The sequence below is a fragment of the Dyadobacter pollutisoli genome (genome assembly GCF_026625565.1).
Lineage (GTDB): Bacteria > Bacteroidota > Bacteroidia > Cytophagales > Spirosomataceae > Dyadobacter > Dyadobacter pollutisoli.
In genome coordinates, this window is sequence record NZ_CP112998.1 from 4,643,668 (window position 1) to 4,662,987 (window position 19,320).

Here is a 19,320-nt window from a genome sequence, read left to right on the forward strand (position 1 = left end):
TATATTATTCTCCAAAATTTACAATAAATAAGTCAACAAACTACCTTAACACAGGTATTTGTATTAAAATGAGCGGTAAAAAAATAGTTGTTCAATTTCCGGTTGCTGCATCCTGACACCTGCGGGTATTTTTGTAGAAAAAAGAATATGCTTACTACTGAAATGATGTATCAGGCCCTGGTTGAAAAGAACGTTTCTTACGAAGGAACATTTATCGCGGCCGTGAAAACTACCGGCATCTTTTGTCGACCGACTTGCACAGCCCGCAAACCAAAAGCTGAAAATGTTGAGTTTTTCAAAACAACCAAGGAAGCCATTCTACACGGATACCGACCCTGTAAAGTATGTAACCCCTTGGAAAAGATGGGAGAAACGCCGCATTACATTTCAGATATCCTAAAAGAGATCAATGCTGACCCTTCCCTCAAATTCAAAGACTGGAACCTGTTGCAAAGAGGGATTGAGCCAAGCAAAATCCGGAGGTGGTTTCTCAAAAATCACGGGATCACATTTCATGCCTACCAGCGGATGTTCAGGATCAATTCGGCCTTCAAGAAAATACAAAACGGCGAATCGGTCACTTCTGCCGCTTTCGACGCAGGTTATGAGTCGCTCAGCGGCTTTAATGATTCGTTCAAATCCATATTTGGGGTATCTCCCGTGCATAGCAAAAGCAAGCAGATCATTAACATTGTCCGTCTGGAAACGCCGCTCGGGACAATGTATGCCTGCGCCGTGGAGGAAGGAATTTGCCTTCTTGAATTTACAGACCGAAAAATGCTCGAAACGGAGTTCAAATATTTATCTAAAAAGCTTAACGCGGTCATCATTCAGGGCGCCAACCGCCACTTTGACACATTGAAAGCCCAGCTTGACGAGTACTTTGAGGGAAAACGCAAACATTTTACAGTTCCGCTCTTTACACCCGGTACCGATTTCCAGCAGATGGTTTGGCAGGAATTACGCAACATTCCTTTCGGAGCCACCCGTTCCTATAAGCAGCAATCCATTGCTTTGGACAAACCGGACGCCGTGCGCGCCGTCGCCAATGCGAATGGTATGAACAAGATTTCAATCCTGATCCCTTGCCATCGCGTAATTGGCGAGAATGGAATGCTCACGGGCTACGGGGGCGGACTATGGAGAAAACAATGGCTTCTGGATCACGAGAAAAACAACTGCTAAGCAATTCATAGTGCCTCAAAAATAATTCCAAAAGTACTTTTTCGTTCTTAATCAGTTTTGTTGGTCTGCGTCCGATCACCACGCAATCATTGAATAATTGATTAGAAAAACAATGAAAAAGCGCACTTGCCTTCTCTTATTATTCGTCTGCACTTTGTCATGCACCAGGGAATCCGGCTCCATTACCGGCAGCTGGGTAACCGATATGCCGGATCAGCCTCAACACAAACAGGGCTTTACACTCAAAGCTGACGGAAACGCGGTAGCTATCAACCTGGGTGAGGTGAATTATGAAAACTGGGAAAAACAGGGCGATAGGCTGATCATCTATGGGAATAGCGGCACTGACGATCAGAAGAGAATTGCCGATACGCTCAAAATCATTTCAGTTGCAGACAGCACATTGATTCTCGAAAGAAATGGTGAAAAATTCTCCTATTCTAAAACCGTTTCTCCTGATAAATTGATTACCGATTTCGAAATTTATGAATGCTTCGCTTACAAGGCCAAAAAAGATTCGGCATTCATGCATATCAATGTCGCCGACAGCATTGTGACGGGTGAACTCGTTTATTTGTTTTTTGAAAAGGATAAAAATCAGGGAAAAATTAATGGCGTAATGCGAGGAGATACCTTGTTGGCGACGTACACATTTGTCGCTGAGGGAACAGAGTCTACCAGAGAGGTCGCATTCTTAAAAAAAGGGAGTGCCTGGCAGGAAGGTTTTGGCACTGTCATTGATCAAAACGGACAGATGATTTTCAAAGACCGATCGAAGCTGAATTTCAGAAAAAGCTTTTCTTTCAAAGGCGTAAAATGTCCTGAAATGATTGAGTAGTTTTCATTTAGCCTGTTAAAACATTTTGCAATCGCAATCTTTAACTATATATTTCGCCCTCCTGAATTTATCAAAATTAAAATAAGAAAAATGAAAAAGGCATTTATAGCGATATGCTTTGCCGGATTGGGAATATGTTTTGCGACCCCTCTTTCAGCACAAAACCTAAGTACTCAAAAAGTCCCTCTTGATCCCGATGTAAAAATGGGAAGACTCAAAAATGGGATTACTTATTATATCAAAAAGAACGCAGAGCCGAAAAATCGCGCAGAACTGAGGCTTGCTGTGAAAGCAGGTTCGGTGCTGGAAAATGATAATCAGCAGGGATTGGCCCACTTCATGGAGCACATGAATTTCAATGGGACCACCAATTTCCCTAAAAATGAATTAGTCAATTTCCTGCAAAAGATCGGAGTAAGATTCGGGGCTGACCTGAATGCATATACTGGTTTTGATGAAACCGTGTACATGCTGCCAATCCCAACGGATTCGGCCGGATTATTGGACAAAGGGATCCAGGTGCTGGAAGATTGGGCGCATGGTGCATTGCTTGATCCATCCGAAATAGATAAAGAAAGAGGCGTTGTTTTGGAAGAGTCACGCATGGGCCGTGGCGCGCAGCAAAGAATGCGGGATAAATTCCTGAAAGTGATCCTGAATAATTCAAGGTATGCAGAGCGTTTGCCGATTGGGAAAGACAGCATCTTGAAATCTTTCAAACCCGAAACGATCGCCTCTTTTTATAGAGACTGGTACCGCCCCGACCTGATGGCGGTGATCGCCGTGGGGGATTTTGATGTTGCCAAAGTGGAGGCTACTATCATTCAAAAGTTCAGTTCAATTGCTCCTCCGGCCAACCCCAAAAAACGGATCAGATATGACATTCCGTTGGACGGTTCTACCAAAGTAGCCATTGTGACGGACCCGGAATATCCTCAAAATTTAATCCAGCTTATTTATAAACAGCCCAATAGCAAAGAAAAAACTTTGCAGGATGTAAGAAACAATTTTAGTCAGGAACTGTACAATTCCATGATGGGCCAGCGGATGCAGGAGCTGACGCAAAAGGCAAATCCTCCATTTCTCTATGGCGGAAGTGAGTATGGCGACTTCCTAGGCAACCTGGATTCTTATACTTCGGTTGCTTTGGCGAAAGATGCAGGTTCTATGAAAACAGCATTAACTGCATTGTTGGAAGAGAATGCCCGTGTTCAGAAATTCGGTTTTACGCAACCAGAATTGGATCGTGCGAAGAAGGATTTTTTCAACGCCATCGAACAGTATTATAAGGAAAGAGATAAGACCAAATCGGGTAATCATGTACAGGAATACCTGAATCACTTTCTGCACGACAAGCCTTACATGGGGGCAGCAGCATATTTTGAATTTGTTAAAAAACACCTGGATGGTGTCACGCTGGTCGAAATCAATGCGCTTGCTAAAAAATATATTACAGACAAGAACAGGGCCGTGGTAGTAATGGGCCCTGAGAAAAGCAAAGATGCGCTTCCAACAGAGGCTGAAATACGCAAGCTCCTCGCCGAGGCGGGGAAGGATGTAACGGCCTATGTGGATGACGTCGTTGATTCTCCGCTACTCCCTACTGAGCCCAAAGCGGGAAAAATAACGGGAGAAAAGAAGCTTGAAAAACTGGGTACCACCGAACTTACACTGTCGAATGGTGTGAAAGTGCTGCTTAAACCGACTGATTTCAAAAACGACGAAATCCTGATCAAGGCGACTGCCAAAGGAGGATATTCGCTTTTCCCGGACGAAAGGGAGACGGGGATATTCACAAGTTACCTGATCCAGTCGGGCGGTGTGGGGCCTTACAATCAGACGCAACTGCAAAAATTCCTTGCCGGAAAAACCGCGAATGCCGGGCCTTATGTGAGTGAATTGACCGAGGGAATTGGTGGTAATACCAATCCAAAAGACCTGGAAACAACATTGCAGCTGATCTACGCCTATTTCACAGAACCAAGAAAAGATGCTGACGTAGTAACTGGTATTTTGGCGAATCAAAAAGCATATCTGGAAAATATGCAGAAGACATTAACACCCGAAAAAGTGTACTCCGACTCGCTGAATGCCGTACTAACGAGCTACAATCCGAAGCGTAAACCATTGAAACCGGAAAGCGTAGACAAAGTAAATCTGGACCGCGCGGTGGCTATTTACAAGGATCGTTTCTCAGATGCTTCCGACTTTGTCTTTACCATTGTGGGTGCATTCAAAATAGAGGATATTAAACCTTTGATTGAAAAATACCTGGGTGGCTTACCGTCAACAGACCGGGATGACACATTCAGACACCCATCGATTTTCCCTCCGAAAGGACGGATAGAGAAGACCATTTATAAGGGATTGGAACCGAAAAGCCGTGTTACACTCGTTTCAAGCGGTGAGTACGAGTATAGCCCTGAAAACAATATTCAAATCGAAGCATTGCAAGAGGTACTACAGATCAAGTTGATCGAGTCATTGCGTGAAGAAGAAAGCGGCGTTTACGGCGTGGGAGTTTCGGAGAGTACCGACAAATTTCCGACGGGACATTACCGGTTTAGTGTTGGCTTTGGCTGCGCGCCGGAGAATGTGGACAAGCTCGTTAAGCGCACTCAGGAAGAAATCGCTAAGATTAAGCAGAACGGAGCCGATCCGAAAGACATTGAAAAATTTGTGGCTGAAACCCAGCGTAAAACAGAAACTGCATTAAAAACTAACAACTTCTGGCTCGACTACCTGGACGACAATACATTCCTTGGCGACGACCTGGACGAAGTTTTCCTGCAAGATAAACTCCTAAAATCCGTGACCGTAGAAAGCACAAAAGCCGCCGCACAAAAGTACTTCAACGATGATAACTTCATCAAGGTTGTGCTGATGCCAGAGAAGAAATGAACCCGTGCACCCAGTAACCCAGGGCTTAAGCCCTGGGCTGGTCGCCATGCACCATGCACCATGCACCATGCACCATGCACCATGCACCATGCACCATGCACCATGCACCATGCACCATGCACCATGCACCATGCACCCAAGGCTAAAGCCTTGGGCTATATGACATGTGGGACCCACGACACCAACCCAGGGCTTTAGCCTTGGGTTCTCCCCGTGCTATACATGCCAGGCTTTAGCCAAAGTCCTCCTCCGTATATCCCAGCTCTTCCAAAAAGATCTTATGCTCTTCCTGAGAAAATTGCTTCCGATGATGAACAGCCTGATTGTCAATGTATCTCCTGACAATATCAAGCTTGTCATCGCAGACGGAGGATGCAAAATATTTGACACACCATTCCAAGCCGCCATTAACCAATCCAACTTTATTTGCCCAAAAAGCACTTTCCCCTTTCAGCAGCTGCATCTGCTTTGAAATGCTATTCTCGCTTTTGAGCAACATTAGCACGTGAATGTGATCTACATGACCATTTATCCGATCAATGAAAATATCCTTTGACCTTGCATTCGTTTTAATGTGTGCACAAACCTCTCGCAAGATTCGCTCTTCAAGAATAGGTTGCCTGTATTTTGTACTCCAAACAGCGTGTACCCAAATTTTCACATAAGACATATGAATTAGCTTTACAGTGAATCTATAAACTATCTATGTCTTAGACGTTGCGAATTGCAAAAGGTATCGGATGTGTAGTAGAGTCGTGCAGAGCTTCGGCTAAAGCCGTCCCGGAGGTGCCGCACATCGTATAGCCCAGGGCTTAAGCCCTGGGTTCCTGGGTTCCTGGGTTCCTGGGTTCCTGGATCCATGGGTGATGGGAGCGGTACGAAGGCAAATATCATTTCAGCTTCCGAAGCCCTTGTACCAAAAATTCCAGCCCATTCAGCCGGATCTCATACATGGTGCTGAGCAACATCCCTAGTTTTCCCGCGGGGAAGCCTTGCGTTTGAAACCATTCTAGGTAGGATACTGGTAGATCGGCGATGATCCAGTCCTTATATTTGCCAAAAGGCATTTTATAGCGAATCAGTTCTTTGAGCATTTCTGAATCCGGTTGTGGGAGTTCCTGCATGATTTTTAATGTTATTCTTCGTTCCCCGCCCGCAACTTCATGATCAGGTCAGTTTTCATATCAAACAGCTCTTTTTCCAGCCCTACGGGATAGGTATGCGGGTTGACAAAACGTTTGATACCTTTGTAAAAATGGGACAGCTGCTCCTGCACACGCTTCCTCGTCTCATAAATGGACGGCAAGGTATAGATCAGTTGGCCTTTGGCAAATATTGGAACAAGTAAATCTTCAAACTGGGTGGATTCTGCAAAGGACCGGTTTTTAGTAAAATCATAAGGATCCACCATCGTCGCCTTGCCCATCAGAGGTGTTTCAATGTTGAAAATCATATCCGAAACAAAACCCTTCGAGTCCTTAAACCGGCGCACCTGTTGAATTCCCGGCGTGGAAACCTTGATCGCTTGCTCAGATAATTTCAGTTTGTAATCCCATTCTCCCGAGTCAGCCTTAATGGCTGCTAACTTAAAAACCCCTCCCAGGGCTGGCTGATCAAAGGCTGTGACCAGCTTTGTTCCGATTCCCCAAATATCGATTTTCGAGCCCTGGATCTTCAAACTATCCATAATATATTCGTCCAGATCATTGCTGGCAACAATATTTGTACTCTCAAACCCAGCCTCGTCCAGCAGCTTTCTGGCCTCGATACTCAAATAAGCAAGATCCCCCGAGTCCAGCCGTATCCCGCCGAGCTCATAACCGCGCTTACGCAGCTGCTGCCCAGCTTTGATTGCATGCCGCACGCCGTTCAACGAATTGTAAGTATCCACCAGCAAGGTCACATTGTTGGGCATGAACCGCGCATAGGCTTCAAATGCTTCCAGCTCGCTATCGAATGACATAACCCAGCTGTGCGCATGTGTCCCTTTGACAGGAATGCCGTACAACTTCCCCGCCAGCACATTGGAAGTAGCGTCGAAGCCTCCTATGTATGCGGCGCGACTCGCTGTAACGCCCCCGTCCGGGCCTTGTGCCCGACGCAAGCCAAATTCCAGCAAAGCGTCATCCTGCGCTATCAGCCGCATTCTCGCGGCTTTCGTCGCAACCAACGATTGAAAATTAATGAGGTTCAAAAGCGGTGTTTCCAGTAGCTGACATTGAAGAATAGGCCCCTGAATCCTTAGTAGTGGCTCATTAGGAAACACCACGGTACCTTCCGGGATCGCATGAATGCTGCATTGTAACTCCATCGTCCGAAGATATTCCAGAAACCCGGGTTCAAATAATTTTTGCCCGTCATTCCCGGTCAATGTCCTTATGTAATCAAGGTCTTCTTCACTGAACCGGTATTCGTTCAAATAGTCAATAACACTGTTTAAGCCGCAGGTAACGGTAAAACCTCCCTGAAAAGGATGCTTTCTGAAATACAGGTTGAAGACCGCCTCCTGCTCCGCTTTTCCAGCTTTCCAGTAGCCATAAGCCATTGTAAGCTGATACAGGTCGGTTAAAAGGCTTAGTGAAGTGTCGTACAATTCATTGATCATGCGTGCATTGGAATTATTGAGGCGACTAATTAATTAAAAAGTTAGATTTTTTCAATCTAAACATAAAAAAGGGCTGTTTCTCGCGAAACAACCCTTTTTTATCTATAATCAAATGTTAAATGGCTTCCAGAATTCGCTCGATAGCCACCTGATAGCCGATTTTTTCTTTCAATTCACTAATCGAAACGCGTTCCTGCTCCATCGTGTCGCGGTGACGAATGGTAACGGTATCGTCTTCCATGGTCTGGTAATCCACCACCACGCAGAATGGTGTTCCGATCAGGTCCTGGCGCGTATAACGCTTTCCAATCGCCGCACCGTCATCGTAAGTGGTGCGGAATGACGATTTCAGTGAGTTAGCAATGATTTGCGCCTTTTCGGCCAGGCCGTCTTTCTTCACCAATGGCAACACGGCTACCTTAAAAGGCGCCAATGCAGGGTGCAGTTTCAGATATGTACGTTCTTTGGTATTGTCACCCTCTCCCACCGTCTCCACAGTATAAGCATTGCAGAATGTTGCAAGAAAAAGTCTGTCGGCGCCTACCGAAGTTTCCACCACATAAGGAATGTAGTTACCGTAAGGCTTGCCGTTTTCGTCCAGGTCGGAGTCAAAGTACTGCTGCTTTTTCTTCGACAACTCCTGATGGTTTCTGAGGTCAAAATCGGTTCTTGAATGGATACCTTCCATTTCGCGGAAGCCAAAAGGAAACTGATACTCAATGTCCACGGCTGCATTGGCATAATGTGCCAGTTTTTCGTGGTCATGAAACTTCAATTTTTCGGCAGGCAGCCCGATCGCTTTGTGAAACTTCATACGCGCCTCTTTCCATGATTCATACCAGGCCATTTCAGTACCAGGACGAATGAAAAATTGCATTTCCATTTGTTCAAACTCCCGCATACGGAAGGTAAACTGGCGCGCCACGATTTCATTGCGGAATGCTTTGCCGATCTGCGCGATACCGAAAGGAATCTTCATCCTTCCGCTTTTCTGCACATTCAGGAAATTAACAAATATACCCTGTGCCGTTTCCGGACGCAGGTAAATAAGGTTCGATTCCTCCGCAACTGATCCTACCTGCGTGCTGAACATCAGGTTAAACTGACGAACCTCCGTCCAATTAGTGGTGCCTGATACAGGACATTTAATATTTTCTGCAATGATCAGCTCGCGCACTCCTGCCAGATCTTCCGCACTTAGCAACCGACCCATTTCAGCAAGTAATGCCTGCGCTTTTTCAGGCTGGCCGTCCGCTTCGTATTGTTCCGCCTTGCCTTCCAGCAACTGGTCCGCCCGGTAGCGTTTTTTTGAATCCTTGTTATCGATCATCGGATCATTAAATCCATCCACGTGACCGGAAGCTTTCCAAGTGAGCGGATGCATAAAAATCGCAGCATCGATACCAACTATATTGTCGTGCAGCTGCGTCATTGCCTTCCACCAAGCTGCTTTCAGGTTATTTTTCAATTCCACACCGTTCTGACCATAGTCGTAAACGGCTTGCAATCCATCATATATTTCAGAAGAGGGGAACACAAAACCGTATTCCTTGGCATGCCCAACAATGTCTTGTAAAGAAGTAGCAGGTGCTTGGTTCATTCTATTCGTTTAAAATCAATAAAAAAAATGACTATTAAATCCATCAAAATCATGAATTTGGCAAAATTAGGGATTTTGACGGCAATGTAGGACGAAGCAAACAAATTTTAGAAGAGTAAGCCCGCACGCTACATTGTTGGACTACCATTCGTTTTAACATTTAATATCGGATTGTTCATGACAAGCAGGCTGTCGTATTTGTCGGGAAGCGTTCCAAAACCATCGAGTTGGTCAAAGGTAACTTTGTCGTCGATTAACATTTGCAGCATTGCTTCATCGAAATCTATATATTGCCTGGACCAGCCGCTTCCCGGATCACTACACAGGGTTAGCATCTTTGTCCCCGGTGCATAGTTAATGATGAACCGGTCATGCTTTTTCGCAATCACTTCATAAACCTCCTTGTCCTTCTTGCTAGCAGAATAATGCTCATATAATGTAGCAATCGCGCCGTCGCGTTCCAATTTCAAGTCTTTGCTTGAAACATATAGCGTGTCAATTTGAGGATGCGATACTTCAACGCAACCTGCCATTACAAATAATAGAAATGTTAGCAACCACGCATTCGAGCCTTTCATAATATTATAAGTTAAATTGAGTAAATATCTTCCAAATTAAGCACTTATATCAATTCGAAAGCTCGCCAATGTAACCAATTAAGAAAATAAGTAACCCGTCCAACACTGAACAGGACTGTCCAATAGCGAACACTTTGTCAAATAAAAAGTTGCATAAAAAACTGATTATCAGCACATAAAATACAATGGCACATAATTTTATTAATTGAACCAGACTTATTCTTAAAATAACCTGACTATGCTACTTAACTACCTTAAAATATCGTTTCGGAATTTTTTGAACCATAGACTGTTCAGCGGATTAAATATTATTGGCCTAGCAATCGGTATGGCTGCCGTGTGGCTTATGGCGCTGTATGTCGCCGACGAATTGAGTTATGATCGTTTCCACAGCAAATCAGACCGTATTTTCAGGGTGGTGCACGAAGCCAAATGGCCGACAGGAAGCTTTAAACTGGCGCCAACTTCTGCGCCGTATGCCCCCGCTCTGCAAAACGATTATCCCGAAATTGAAAAAACAGTACGGATCCATCCCGAGGGCGGCGGAAAAATTGCTTTCAAAGAAAAGACGATCGATGCCAATAACATTTACTTTTCCGATGCCGGAATTTTCGACATATTCTCCTATCCATTCTTATATGGTGACCCAAAATCTGCATTAAAGGGTGCTCAAAAAATAGTACTGACCAAAACACTGGCTGAAAAGCTGTTCGGCAATGCATCCAATGCAGTGGGACAGACTGTACTGTTCTCAAATAATTATCCCAATACCGTTTCAGGCGTCATTGCCGACGCACCTGCAAACTCCCACCTGCATTTCAGTGCACTACGCTCCCTACCTGAAAACTATTCTGGCGGCTGGCAGCAATCGGAGCTTTACACCTATGTTTTGTTAAAAAAAGGGGTTGACTATCAAAAGTTTGAGAAAAAACTAGCTGGCTTTTTTCCAAAATATCTGAAAAAAGAAATAGGTAATGTGGATTACAAACTAATTTTGCAACCACTAACTTCGATCCACCTCTATTCGCATCTCGACTACGAGATCGGCGCTAATGGTAACATCAATACCATCTATATTTTTTCAGTTGTTGCCGCATTGATCCTCATCATTGCCTGCATCAACTACATCAATCTCTACACCGCCCGCTCCATGAAGCGCGTTCGCGAGGTAGGTGTGAGGAAAGCGATCGGCTCGCAGCGTTTTCAGTTAATAGGACAGTTCCTGACCGAGTCATTTTTAATGACCCTCCTCTCAGGATTTGTAGGAGTTTTGATGGTCAAAATCGCATTACCATTCTTTAACGAACTGGCCGAAAAATCATTGACCATCAATTACAGTGGCTGGTCTACCGCCTTGGTTGCCGCAGCTTTTATAGTATTGATCGGGCTGGTAAGTGGCTTTTATCCGGCATTGATGCTGTCGGGATATCGTCCGGTTTCTGCTCTGAAAGGACAAATGGGAAGCCAGGCCGGTGGCATCCGGTTTCGTCAGTCACTCGTTGTTTTTCAGTTTGCAGCAACCGTTATTATGATCGCCTGCTCCGGCATTGTTTATCGCCAACTGGATTATGTGAACCACAAAAACCTTGGTTTTAACAAAGATCAGGTGCTGACCTTCCATATCGACAAGAACGAGCCCAGAAATCAGATTCGGGCCATTAAGGAAAAACTGACGCAAAGTTCACTGATAGAAAGCGTGGCAGCGGCAAGTAATCCTCTGGGAAACAACTATATGGGCGCTACCGGACTGCTTATTGAAACGGAAACCGGTGAAATGCCAAGTTCGACACAGATCATTCAGAAGTTTTCGGCTGATGGTGATTATTTGAAAACATTGGAAATCAAATTGTTGCAGGGAAGAAATTTCAAGGACGATTCTCCCGCTGATCTGTTCGGTGCCGTGCTTGTAAACGAAGCAATGGTCAAAAAACAGGGCTGGAAAAATCCAATAGGCAAAAGAGTTCAGTACTTCATTGATGATAAGGGTACTACCAAAGAAGCAAAAGTGATCGGGGTCGTTAAAGATTTCCATACGTATTCTCTTCAACATAAGATTGAGCCGCTGCTGATCCAGCTCCCGGAAGCGTCGGATAAAGACAATGTGTATGTGCGGATCCAGCCTGAGAAAACAAAAGAAGCGCTGGCGTTCATCAGTGCTGCCTACAAACAATTTGATCCCGAAGCAAAACTTGACTTTCACTTTCTGGATGAAAATTTTTCAAAACAATATCAATCGGAAGAGAGACAGGGACGCGTGCTGCTTTCCTTTGCAATACTTGCCGTGCTGATCGCCTGCCTGGGTCTATTCGGACTGGCTGCATTTGCAGCAGAAGCCCGCACGAAGGAAATAGGAGTGAGAAAAGTGCTTGGTGCCAGTGTTCAAAATGTGGTAGTACTGCTATCAGGAGATTTCGTAAAACTGGTACTCGTCGCCATCATCATTGGTATCCCCGTTGCGGCCTACGCCATGAACAAATGGCTGCAAAACTTCGAATACCGCGCCGGGTTATCCTGGTGGATATTTGCATCGGCAGGATTGATCGCCATCATTATTGCAGTCGCTACCGTCAGTTTCCAGGCATTGAAGGCCGCGATCATGAATCCAGTGAAGTCGCTGCGGACAGAATAAAAGCTTTCGGCTTTCGGCTTTCGGCTTTCGGCTTTCGGCTTTCGGAAAAAAGTGATAGCTGGTAGTATATTACTGATGATCTATATAAGTTCAAAAATATAAATGGCCGACAGCTGATTGCCCGACGGCTGACAGCCCTACACATGTTCTCAAACTACTTCAAAATCGCCATTCGCAGCCTTTGGAAGCATAAAATGTTTTCATTGATCAATGTCTTTGGCCTTGGCCTGGCTATGGCATTTTGCCTCATGCAGCTCATTCAGGTCCAAAGCAGTTTCGAAAAAGACTCCTTCCATCCCTACCCCGACCGTACTTACCGGATCCTGACGGACGCGACGAGTAGCGATGGCGAGCTTTTTTCACTCGCCTCTACACCCTTGCCGCTGGGTGAAAAACTGGGGAATGAGCAAAGTGTGATCGAAAAGTCAGTGCGGGTCAACCGGAACTTTGGCGGCAAGCTGAGCAATGGTATTAAGTCCCTGCGAATGGATGGTTTGTACGCAGATCCGTCTTATTTCGATGTTTTTGGATTTAAACTTGAAAAAGGCAAACCGGCCATTGAACCAAGAACCGTAGTACTGACCCACGAGGCTGCCGAGCGGTTTTTTGGCAATGCCGATCCCGTTGGAAAAATATTGATTCACGACGATTTCGGGCCCTTTACCATTACTGGTGTTTTCAAACCATTGGGTAAGTTTCAGACGCATTTCAAATCGGATATGGTGCTATCGATGGCTACATTTCCATTGCTGAATGTGGGCTTAGACAAGGATAACTGGCTGGATTACAATTCTTACACTTATGTATTGTTAGCCAAAGGAAACCAGCAAGCCGATCTGGACAGGGCACTCGCTACGATCACAAAAGAGAATAAAAAGACGGTCGATTTTAAGGACATTAAAGGACATTCGTTCCGCAGTCAAAAACTGAGCGACATTTCACCTGACTTCGAGAACCTGCGCAACAATCCGTATGTGGAACCGATCTGGAAGATAGGTGTCAGTCTGCTAATCCCCCTCATTATCATACTTCTTGCCGGATTCAATTATATAAATCTCACGCTCACCCGGTCGCTGAGCCGTGCCCGCGAGGTGGGCGTACGTAAGGTGGCGGGTGCCAAACGCTGGCAGTTGATCGGGCAGTTTTTAACAGAAACAACCGTCATTGCCTTTCTAGCATTGACATTGGGATACTTCGGACTCGTTCTGATGCGAACTTACATTCACGTGCGCTGGCTGACCTGGGAAGTGAACGATACCCGCCTGCTGTGGATCATTTTCATTGGTTTTACCCTGTTCACAGGTTTTCTCGCTGGCATCCTCCCGGCAAGGATTCTGTCTTCCTATCAGCCCGTGCAAATCCTGAAAGGAGAACTCACGCCCGTTGGTGTCGGCAAGTTTGGTTTCAGAAAGGTATTGACCATCATTCAGTTTGTGGTCGCGCTGGTATTTATGACCGGAATTGGGATTATGAATAGTCAGTTCGAATACATGGCTACTGACAATCAGAATTTTAACCGAAAAAACATACTGAACGTGCCGCTTGCTCCGGGTAGCGATTACAAACTGCTCACGAATGAGATGCTGAAACAAGCTGGTGTCGAGCGTGTTGGCCTGGCTTCGGCCACTTTCAACGAATTTGCAGGAAAGGTCAAGCTCGATAAAATTGATTCCAAAAATAAAGATCTTACTGCCAGGGATGCATTTATCTATGCGGTAGACGCCCATTTCATTGAGAATATGAAACTGGTCTTTCTGGCTGGCCAAAATATGCCGGCTACTGCCGATACCTCCGTTCATTTTGTTGTTTTAAATCAAAAAGCCGTCAAATCACTTGGCTGGACGAATCCGCAGGACATTGTCGGGCAAACCATCCTGCTGAATGCAACCAAAGTCATTGTTTCAGGCGTCGTAAAGGATTTTTGCATTATGCGCTACGAATTGCCGGTTTCCTCGCTGGTACTTGCTTTTGATCCGAGAGAAATAAAGGTAATGTCCCTGCAAATTGCGGAAGGTGCTGATCAGGAGAGAGTAACAGCTTCACTTTCAAAAGTATGGAAGCGATATTACCCCCGCGAATCATTTGTGTATTCATGGTATGAAAAGCAGTTGTATGACGACTACGCTGAAAGTGGCGACAAACAGATCACAAGCCTGTTAGTACTCATCGTGTTTGTTATCGCTGCAATGGGGCTGCTCGGAATGGTTACGTACAGCACGGAAAAACGTACGAAAGAGGTGGGCATAAGGAAGGTAATGGGTGCTAGTGTCGCCCAGATCATGCGGCTCTTGTCGGGATCTTTTGTAAAAATCATCCTCATCGCCGCTATCATTGCCTTACCGATCGGCTACGGTCTCGGTGCATTGTTTTTGAACATTTTCACCTACCACGCCAAGCTTGGGCCGGGCGTGTTCCTTACCTGCCTGGGAGCACTGTCACTTATCGGCTTGCTCACCATCGGTATCAAGACTTACAAAACGGCGATCACCAATCCCGCCGAAACACTAAAAACTGATTAATACTGCTCATTTGCAATAAGTTAAAAATAGTTAAACAGCATGTCAGCCCAAATCAGCATTACGATTTTTGGCTAGTTTTATGGCATGCTCCACAACTACTTCAAAATCGCCTGGCGGAATTTACTAAAACGTAAATTTTATACGCTGGTAACTATTTTCGGGCTCTCAGTCGGGATGACCTTCACCTTTCTCATGATGAGCTATGTTTCCGGCGAGCTGAATGTGAACCGGGACCTTCGCAAAGCGGACAACCAGGTGATCATCCGCAGCAAATGGAAAAACCCGGATATGGGTGTGGACATTGCTACGCTTGGCCCATTGGCAAAAACTTTAAAACAGGATTATCCCAACCTGGTTGCCAATTACTACCGCTACGACGGCATTACCGTGGCAGTTTCCAAAGGCGACAAACATTTCCGCGAAGATGTACAAACGGGCGATTCCACATTGCTGGCCATGTACGGATTTCCACTACTGCATGGCGACGCTCGTACCGCCATGAATGCGCCCAATACCATTGCGATCACAGAAAGTAAGGCCATCAAATATTTTGGCAAAACCGATGTCATTGGTCAGACTTTGACATTGCATAATTTCATGGGAGGTAGGCAAGAGTACCTGATTACCGCCGTTTTGAAAAACTTATCCAATAATTCCGTCACGCATTTACTACCCAATCAGGCAGAGATCTTTATTCCGTTCAGCAGTTTGGAAGGCCGGAAAGGCTCGGAGGACAATTGGAATTTCCCTTATATGGTCAGCTATATTGAACTGCAAGACGGCGTTTTAATCGAAGACCTTAAAAAACCTGTCGAACAAATGATGCAGACGCATGCTAACGAGGCAATGCGGGCCAATTTGCAGGTTTATTTTACGCCATTGAAAACCTATTACCGCGAAGCTAATAATGGTCTGGTCGATAAAATGATACTGACTCTTTCGGGTATTACCGCATTTATTCTGCTGATGGCGATTGTGAATTTTATCAATATTTCAATTGGTAATTCATCTTCCCGGTTGAAGGAAATTGGTGTAAGGAAAGTTTTGGGGAGCTTGAAACGGCAATTGATCGGACAATTCCTGGCAGAATCTTTTTTGCTCTCATTACTCGCAATGGTTTTATCAATTGGCTTTTACGAGCTATTCAGGCCATTTTTCGCCGACCTTCTTGATAAACCCATCCATTCCGTACTGATGCTACTTCCCTACTCGCTGCTGATCCCCGTGATCTGCGCACTGGTGACGGGGATGCTGGCAGGAATATACCCAGCATTTGTGCTATCATCCATTCCGTCGGTCGATTCGATGAAAGGAACATTGAAATCGGTTCGTGAGAATGTCTACTTCCGACGCCTGCTGATCAGCTCGCAATTCAGCATTGCCCTCTTCGTATTTGCCGGGGCAGCCATCGTCACGAGGCAGGTAAATTATTTTTTCAACAAAGATCTGGGTTACCAAAAAGAGTCACTCATTTCAGTCGGCGTCCCCCGCGACTGGACTCCCGCGGGCCTGGCAAAAATGGAATCGATCAGGAATGAATTGTCGGGACTGAAAGAAATAAGCGGGGCGAGCCTATCCTACGAAATCCCGAATGGCAATTATGGTGGACATTTTGGAGTATACAAGCCTGGACAGGATTCAGTGCAAGCCATTCACACGCAGTTTCTGGGAACAGATGAAAATTACGCCAATACCTATGGGATCAAGATGCTTGCGGGCGTATTTTTCCAAAACAAAAACAGTACCTATCAACCTGACAGGATCGTGCTCAATGAGGCTGCAATAAAAGGATTGGGGTATGCCAGCCCGGGCGAAGCAATAGGCCAGCAAGTACGGGTTCACAATTTGCCCAATGCGCTGACTATTGCAGGCGTTACCGGAAACTTTCATTTCGAATCAATGCATCAGGCGATCAAACCATTGGCATTTGTACACATTCGGGGTTCCAATTCTTACCGGTACCTGTCATTCAGGATTTCTCCGTCCAACCTGGGAGAGTCGATGGCTGCCATTGAAAGCAAATGGAGGCAATTAATGCCGGATGCGCCATTTGAGTTTTCATTTATGGACGAAACGCTTCAAAAGCTATATCAGTCCGAGATGCAGTTAAAAAAGGCTTCTCAGGCAGCTACCGTGCTTTCGATTGTGATTGTGCTTTTGGGGATTTTAGGAATGGTATCCCTGAATGTCGCGCGCAGGACGCGTGAGGTAGGCATACGCAAAGTTTTGGGAGCGTCGGGTATGAGCGTCGTCGCGCTTTTCCTGAAAGAATTCTTGCTGGTGATGATTTTCGCGGTGGCAGTAGCGTTTCCGATGGCCTTTTTTTTGATGAAAAAGTGGCTGCAAATCTACGCCTACCGCATTGATATTGGCTGGACTACCTTCGCCGAGATCGGTTTCGCATTCGCCATCCTGATCACAGCCCTGGTATGTCTCCAAACTTACAAAGCGGCGTTAATGAATCCTGTGGGGAGTTTGAAGAGTGATTAGGTAATTATCAACTCAGCCGCACCGAAAACAAATCTTTGGAGCGGCTATAAATCCAGCAGACTACAATGATGGTGAGCACCCCTCCCATCATGACGGAAGGTACAGTACCAAATGCTTTTGCCATCACGCCGGATTCGAATGCACCGAGCTCGTTGGAAGAGCTTACAAACATTCCATTCACCGCCGCAACACGGCCGCGCATTTCATCGGGAGGGTAAATTTGCAGGATCGTTTGCCGGACAATGACACTTACACTGTCGAAAACACCAGTTGCAAACAATGCGGCGCAGGATAACAGGAAGCTGGTCGAAACTGCAAAAACAATCGTAAAAATCCCAAAACCAGCCACCGCAATCAACATGTTACGCCATGCATTGTGTGTTGGCGGATAGTACGCCATCGCAAACATCGTCAGCAACGAACCAATGGACGGTGAGGCCCGTAACAAGCCCAACCCTTCCGGCCCTACCTTTAAAATATCCTCTGCAAAAACAGGTAAAAGTGCTACTACCCCGCCAAAAAGGACAGAAAAAAGATCAAGAGAAATCGCATAGAGTACGATCCTGGTTTTGAACACAAACCTGAAACCTTCTTTCAGACTTTCCAGGATCGGCGTTGATATCTTCGGAAATTCTGGCCGTGTTTTGATCATGCTAAGTAATATCCAGCAGATGACAAAACTAAAAATAACGATCAGCAGCGTATTTGTAAGCCCCAAAAAAGCATATAAAAAACCGGCAATCGCTGGCCCCGTAATCGATCCTGCCTGCCAGAAAGAGCTGCTCCACGTCGACGAATTATGATAAATAGCCCGTGGAACCAGAAAAGGCTTTAAAGAACTGGAAGCCGGAGAGTAAAATCCTTTGGCAAAACCGATCAATGCAAAAACCGAATAGATCACCAGCAGGTGCTGCGACTGGGTGAGCGCATTGTAAATCACCGGCTGAAAAGCTGTGTATAGGATCACAGAGCCCAATAAAATGACCACCAGACTAATGTGCATAATGGAAATCTTATTCTTCTGGTCGGCAATGTACCCTCCGAAAATGGAGGTAATAATGAATGGTACCACCTCGGCCAGACCAATCAGCCCGAGAGCGAGCGGATCATGTGTCATTTTATACAATTCATAGCCGACAATCACCTCCTGAATAAGGATAGTCGCCGAAAAAAGAAAAGTATTGGATATGAAAAACCTGAAATCGGAGTAGCGTAGTGCAGCGTAGGGATCTTGTGAAGATACTGTTTTCAAATCAGTAATTGTGGTGTTCAAAAAGGTAACACGATTGCTGTGCCATTATGTTCTGCTTTAATTAAAAATTAATATAAATTGTTGATACGATATCATTTGAAAGTATTAAAGAGTCAAAATCAATCTTTTACATTTCATTTACAATGTTTTACAGGCCTTTTACTGGCGCTTTTGGTTGTATTCATACTTTTGGAAGAGTTCACAATTACTACCAAAACCAATGTCATGATACAAAACATAATCAACAAGATCTTTCCGACGCTGGTACTGATTCTTTCGTTATCAGCCTCCGTCGCATTACCTCGGGAGGTTACTGAAAAGTATCCTAATAATTCTGTCCTTTTGAATGGGGTGGCTGTCGAGTTTACGCAGCTTTCTTCGATCAACAGAGGCGTAATTTCGCTGGTAAAAGGCAATCCTCAGGCAATGGTCAAGACTAATGTTCCTTTCAAAGTGTATCTGAAAAGACAAGGAAAACTGATTGATGGGGATTCGTACGCGTATCACTATGCAATGCTGCAATACGAGATCGCCAATATATTGAAATTCGCACAAGCCGGAGACGATATCATCATTGATCCCGTTGACAAAAAAAATGACCAGGCCGGCCCCAAGGTGATCCACGTAACCCCTATCCAGCTGGTTCCGCAGTTCAATTGGTTTTTCACTCCGAATAAAAAAGGCGACGGTTGCTGAAAGCCAGTAACCATTTCGATAAATTTG

The 19,320-nt window shown here is 45.3% G+C and carries 13 protein-coding genes; 7 read left to right on the forward strand and 6 right to left on the reverse strand.

The features are described 5' to 3' along the window. Positions 1-147: 147 nt before the first annotated feature. The 3 genes from ON006_RS19010 to ON006_RS19020 all read left to right on the forward strand — a co-directional run bounded on the left by ON006_RS19010 (position 148) and on the right by ON006_RS19020 (position 4,924). The gene (locus tag ON006_RS19010; protein WP_244820952.1) at positions 148-1,185 is read left to right on the forward strand and encodes a bifunctional transcriptional activator/DNA repair enzyme AdaA; all 1,038 of its coding nucleotides are present in this window, start codon (positions 148-150) and stop codon (positions 1,183-1,185) included. A 112-nt stretch (positions 1,186-1,297) separates the two neighbouring features. Beyond that, positions 1,298-2,023 (forward strand): lipocalin family protein, encoded by a 726-nt coding sequence (locus ON006_RS19015; protein ID WP_244820953.1) that lies wholly within the window; start codon positions 1,298-1,300, stop codon positions 2,021-2,023. Positions 2,024-2,113: 90 nt separating this feature from the next. Further along, a complete protein-coding gene (locus ON006_RS19020) occupies positions 2,114-4,924 on the forward strand; it encodes a M16 family metallopeptidase (protein WP_244820954.1) in 2,811 nt (936 codons plus the stop codon). Between the two features lie 232 nt (positions 4,925-5,156). Here ON006_RS19020 and tnpA read toward each other — a convergent pair whose 3' ends face one another. The 5 genes from tnpA to ON006_RS19045 form a co-directional block, all read right to left on the reverse strand. Beyond that, positions 5,157-5,585 (reverse strand): IS200/IS605 family transposase, encoded by a 429-nt coding sequence (gene tnpA / locus ON006_RS19025; protein ID WP_244820955.1) that lies wholly within the window; start codon positions 5,583-5,585, stop codon positions 5,157-5,159. A gap of 229 nt (positions 5,586-5,814) precedes the next feature. Then, the gene (locus ON006_RS19030) at positions 5,815-6,048 is read right to left on the reverse strand and encodes a DUF3820 family protein (protein WP_244820956.1); all 234 of its coding nucleotides are present in this window, start codon (positions 6,046-6,048) and stop codon (positions 5,815-5,817) included. Between the two features lie 11 nt (positions 6,049-6,059). Beyond that, positions 6,060-7,529, reverse strand: a complete 1,470-nt coding sequence (locus ON006_RS19035) for a nicotinate phosphoribosyltransferase (protein WP_244820957.1) — start codon at positions 7,527-7,529, stop codon at positions 6,060-6,062. Between the two features lie 115 nt (positions 7,530-7,644). Beyond that, a complete protein-coding gene (locus ON006_RS19040) occupies positions 7,645-9,129 on the reverse strand; it encodes a glycine--tRNA ligase (RefSeq protein WP_244820958.1) in 1,485 nt (494 codons plus the stop codon). A 128-nt stretch (positions 9,130-9,257) separates the two neighbouring features. Next, complete coding sequence (locus ON006_RS19045) at positions 9,258-9,707, reverse strand: hypothetical protein (protein WP_244820959.1); 450 nt, start codon at positions 9,705-9,707, stop codon at positions 9,258-9,260. 238 nt (positions 9,708-9,945) lie between these two features. Between ON006_RS19045 and ON006_RS19050 the strand changes: the two genes are divergently transcribed. The 3 genes from ON006_RS19050 to ON006_RS19060 all read left to right on the forward strand — a co-directional run bounded on the left by ON006_RS19050 (position 9,946) and on the right by ON006_RS19060 (position 17,345). Next, a complete protein-coding gene (locus tag ON006_RS19050) occupies positions 9,946-12,336 on the forward strand; it encodes an ABC transporter permease (RefSeq protein ID WP_244820960.1) in 2,391 nt (796 codons plus the stop codon). 143 nt (positions 12,337-12,479) lie between these two features. Further along, the gene (locus tag ON006_RS19055) at positions 12,480-14,855 is read left to right on the forward strand and encodes an ABC transporter permease (protein WP_244820961.1); all 2,376 of its coding nucleotides are present in this window, start codon (positions 12,480-12,482) and stop codon (positions 14,853-14,855) included. 84 nt (positions 14,856-14,939) lie between these two features. Next, positions 14,940-17,345, forward strand: a complete 2,406-nt coding sequence (locus tag ON006_RS19060; protein WP_244820962.1) for an ABC transporter permease — start codon at positions 14,940-14,942, stop codon at positions 17,343-17,345. 7 nt (positions 17,346-17,352) lie between these two features. On the opposite strand, the gene ON006_RS19065 is transcribed toward ON006_RS19060, so the two are convergent. After that, positions 17,353-18,597, reverse strand: coding sequence for an MFS transporter (locus ON006_RS19065; protein WP_244820963.1), 1,245 nt, complete (start codon positions 18,595-18,597; stop codon positions 17,353-17,355). 225 nt (positions 18,598-18,822) lie between these two features. Between ON006_RS19065 and ON006_RS19070 the strand changes: the two genes are divergently transcribed. Then, entirely contained in the window at positions 18,823-19,293 is a 471-nt protein-coding gene (locus tag ON006_RS19070; protein ID WP_244820964.1) for a hypothetical protein, read from the forward strand. Positions 19,294-19,320: the final 27 nt, after the last annotated feature.

Bases quoted from the DNA above. Each gene is read 5' to 3' on its own strand.
- ON006_RS19055 (WP_244820961.1), top strand. From the start codon at position 12,480: ATGTTCTCAAACTACTTCAAAATCGCCATTCGCAGCCTTTGGAAGCAT.
- ON006_RS19035 (WP_244820957.1), bottom strand. From the start codon at position 7,529: ATGATCAATGAATTGTACGACACTTCACTAAGCCTTTTAACCGACCTG.
- ON006_RS19010 (WP_244820952.1), top strand. From the start codon at position 148: ATGCTTACTACTGAAATGATGTATCAGGCCCTGGTTGAAAAGAACGTT.
- ON006_RS19050 (WP_244820960.1), top strand. From the start codon at position 9,946: ATGCTACTTAACTACCTTAAAATATCGTTTCGGAATTTTTTGAACCAT.
- ON006_RS19040 (WP_244820958.1), bottom strand. From the start codon at position 9,129: ATGAACCAAGCACCTGCTACTTCTTTACAAGACATTGTTGGGCATGCC.
- ON006_RS19015 (WP_244820953.1), top strand. From the start codon at position 1,298: ATGAAAAAGCGCACTTGCCTTCTCTTATTATTCGTCTGCACTTTGTCA.
- ON006_RS19020 (WP_244820954.1), top strand. From the start codon at position 2,114: ATGAAAAAGGCATTTATAGCGATATGCTTTGCCGGATTGGGAATATGT.
- ON006_RS19030 (WP_244820956.1), bottom strand. From the start codon at position 6,048: ATGCAGGAACTCCCACAACCGGATTCAGAAATGCTCAAAGAACTGATT.
- ON006_RS19060 (WP_244820962.1), top strand. From the start codon at position 14,940: ATGCTCCACAACTACTTCAAAATCGCCTGGCGGAATTTACTAAAACGT.
- ON006_RS19045 (WP_244820959.1), bottom strand. From the start codon at position 9,707: ATGAAAGGCTCGAATGCGTGGTTGCTAACATTTCTATTATTTGTAATG.
- ON006_RS19070 (WP_244820964.1), top strand. From the start codon at position 18,823: ATGATACAAAACATAATCAACAAGATCTTTCCGACGCTGGTACTGATT.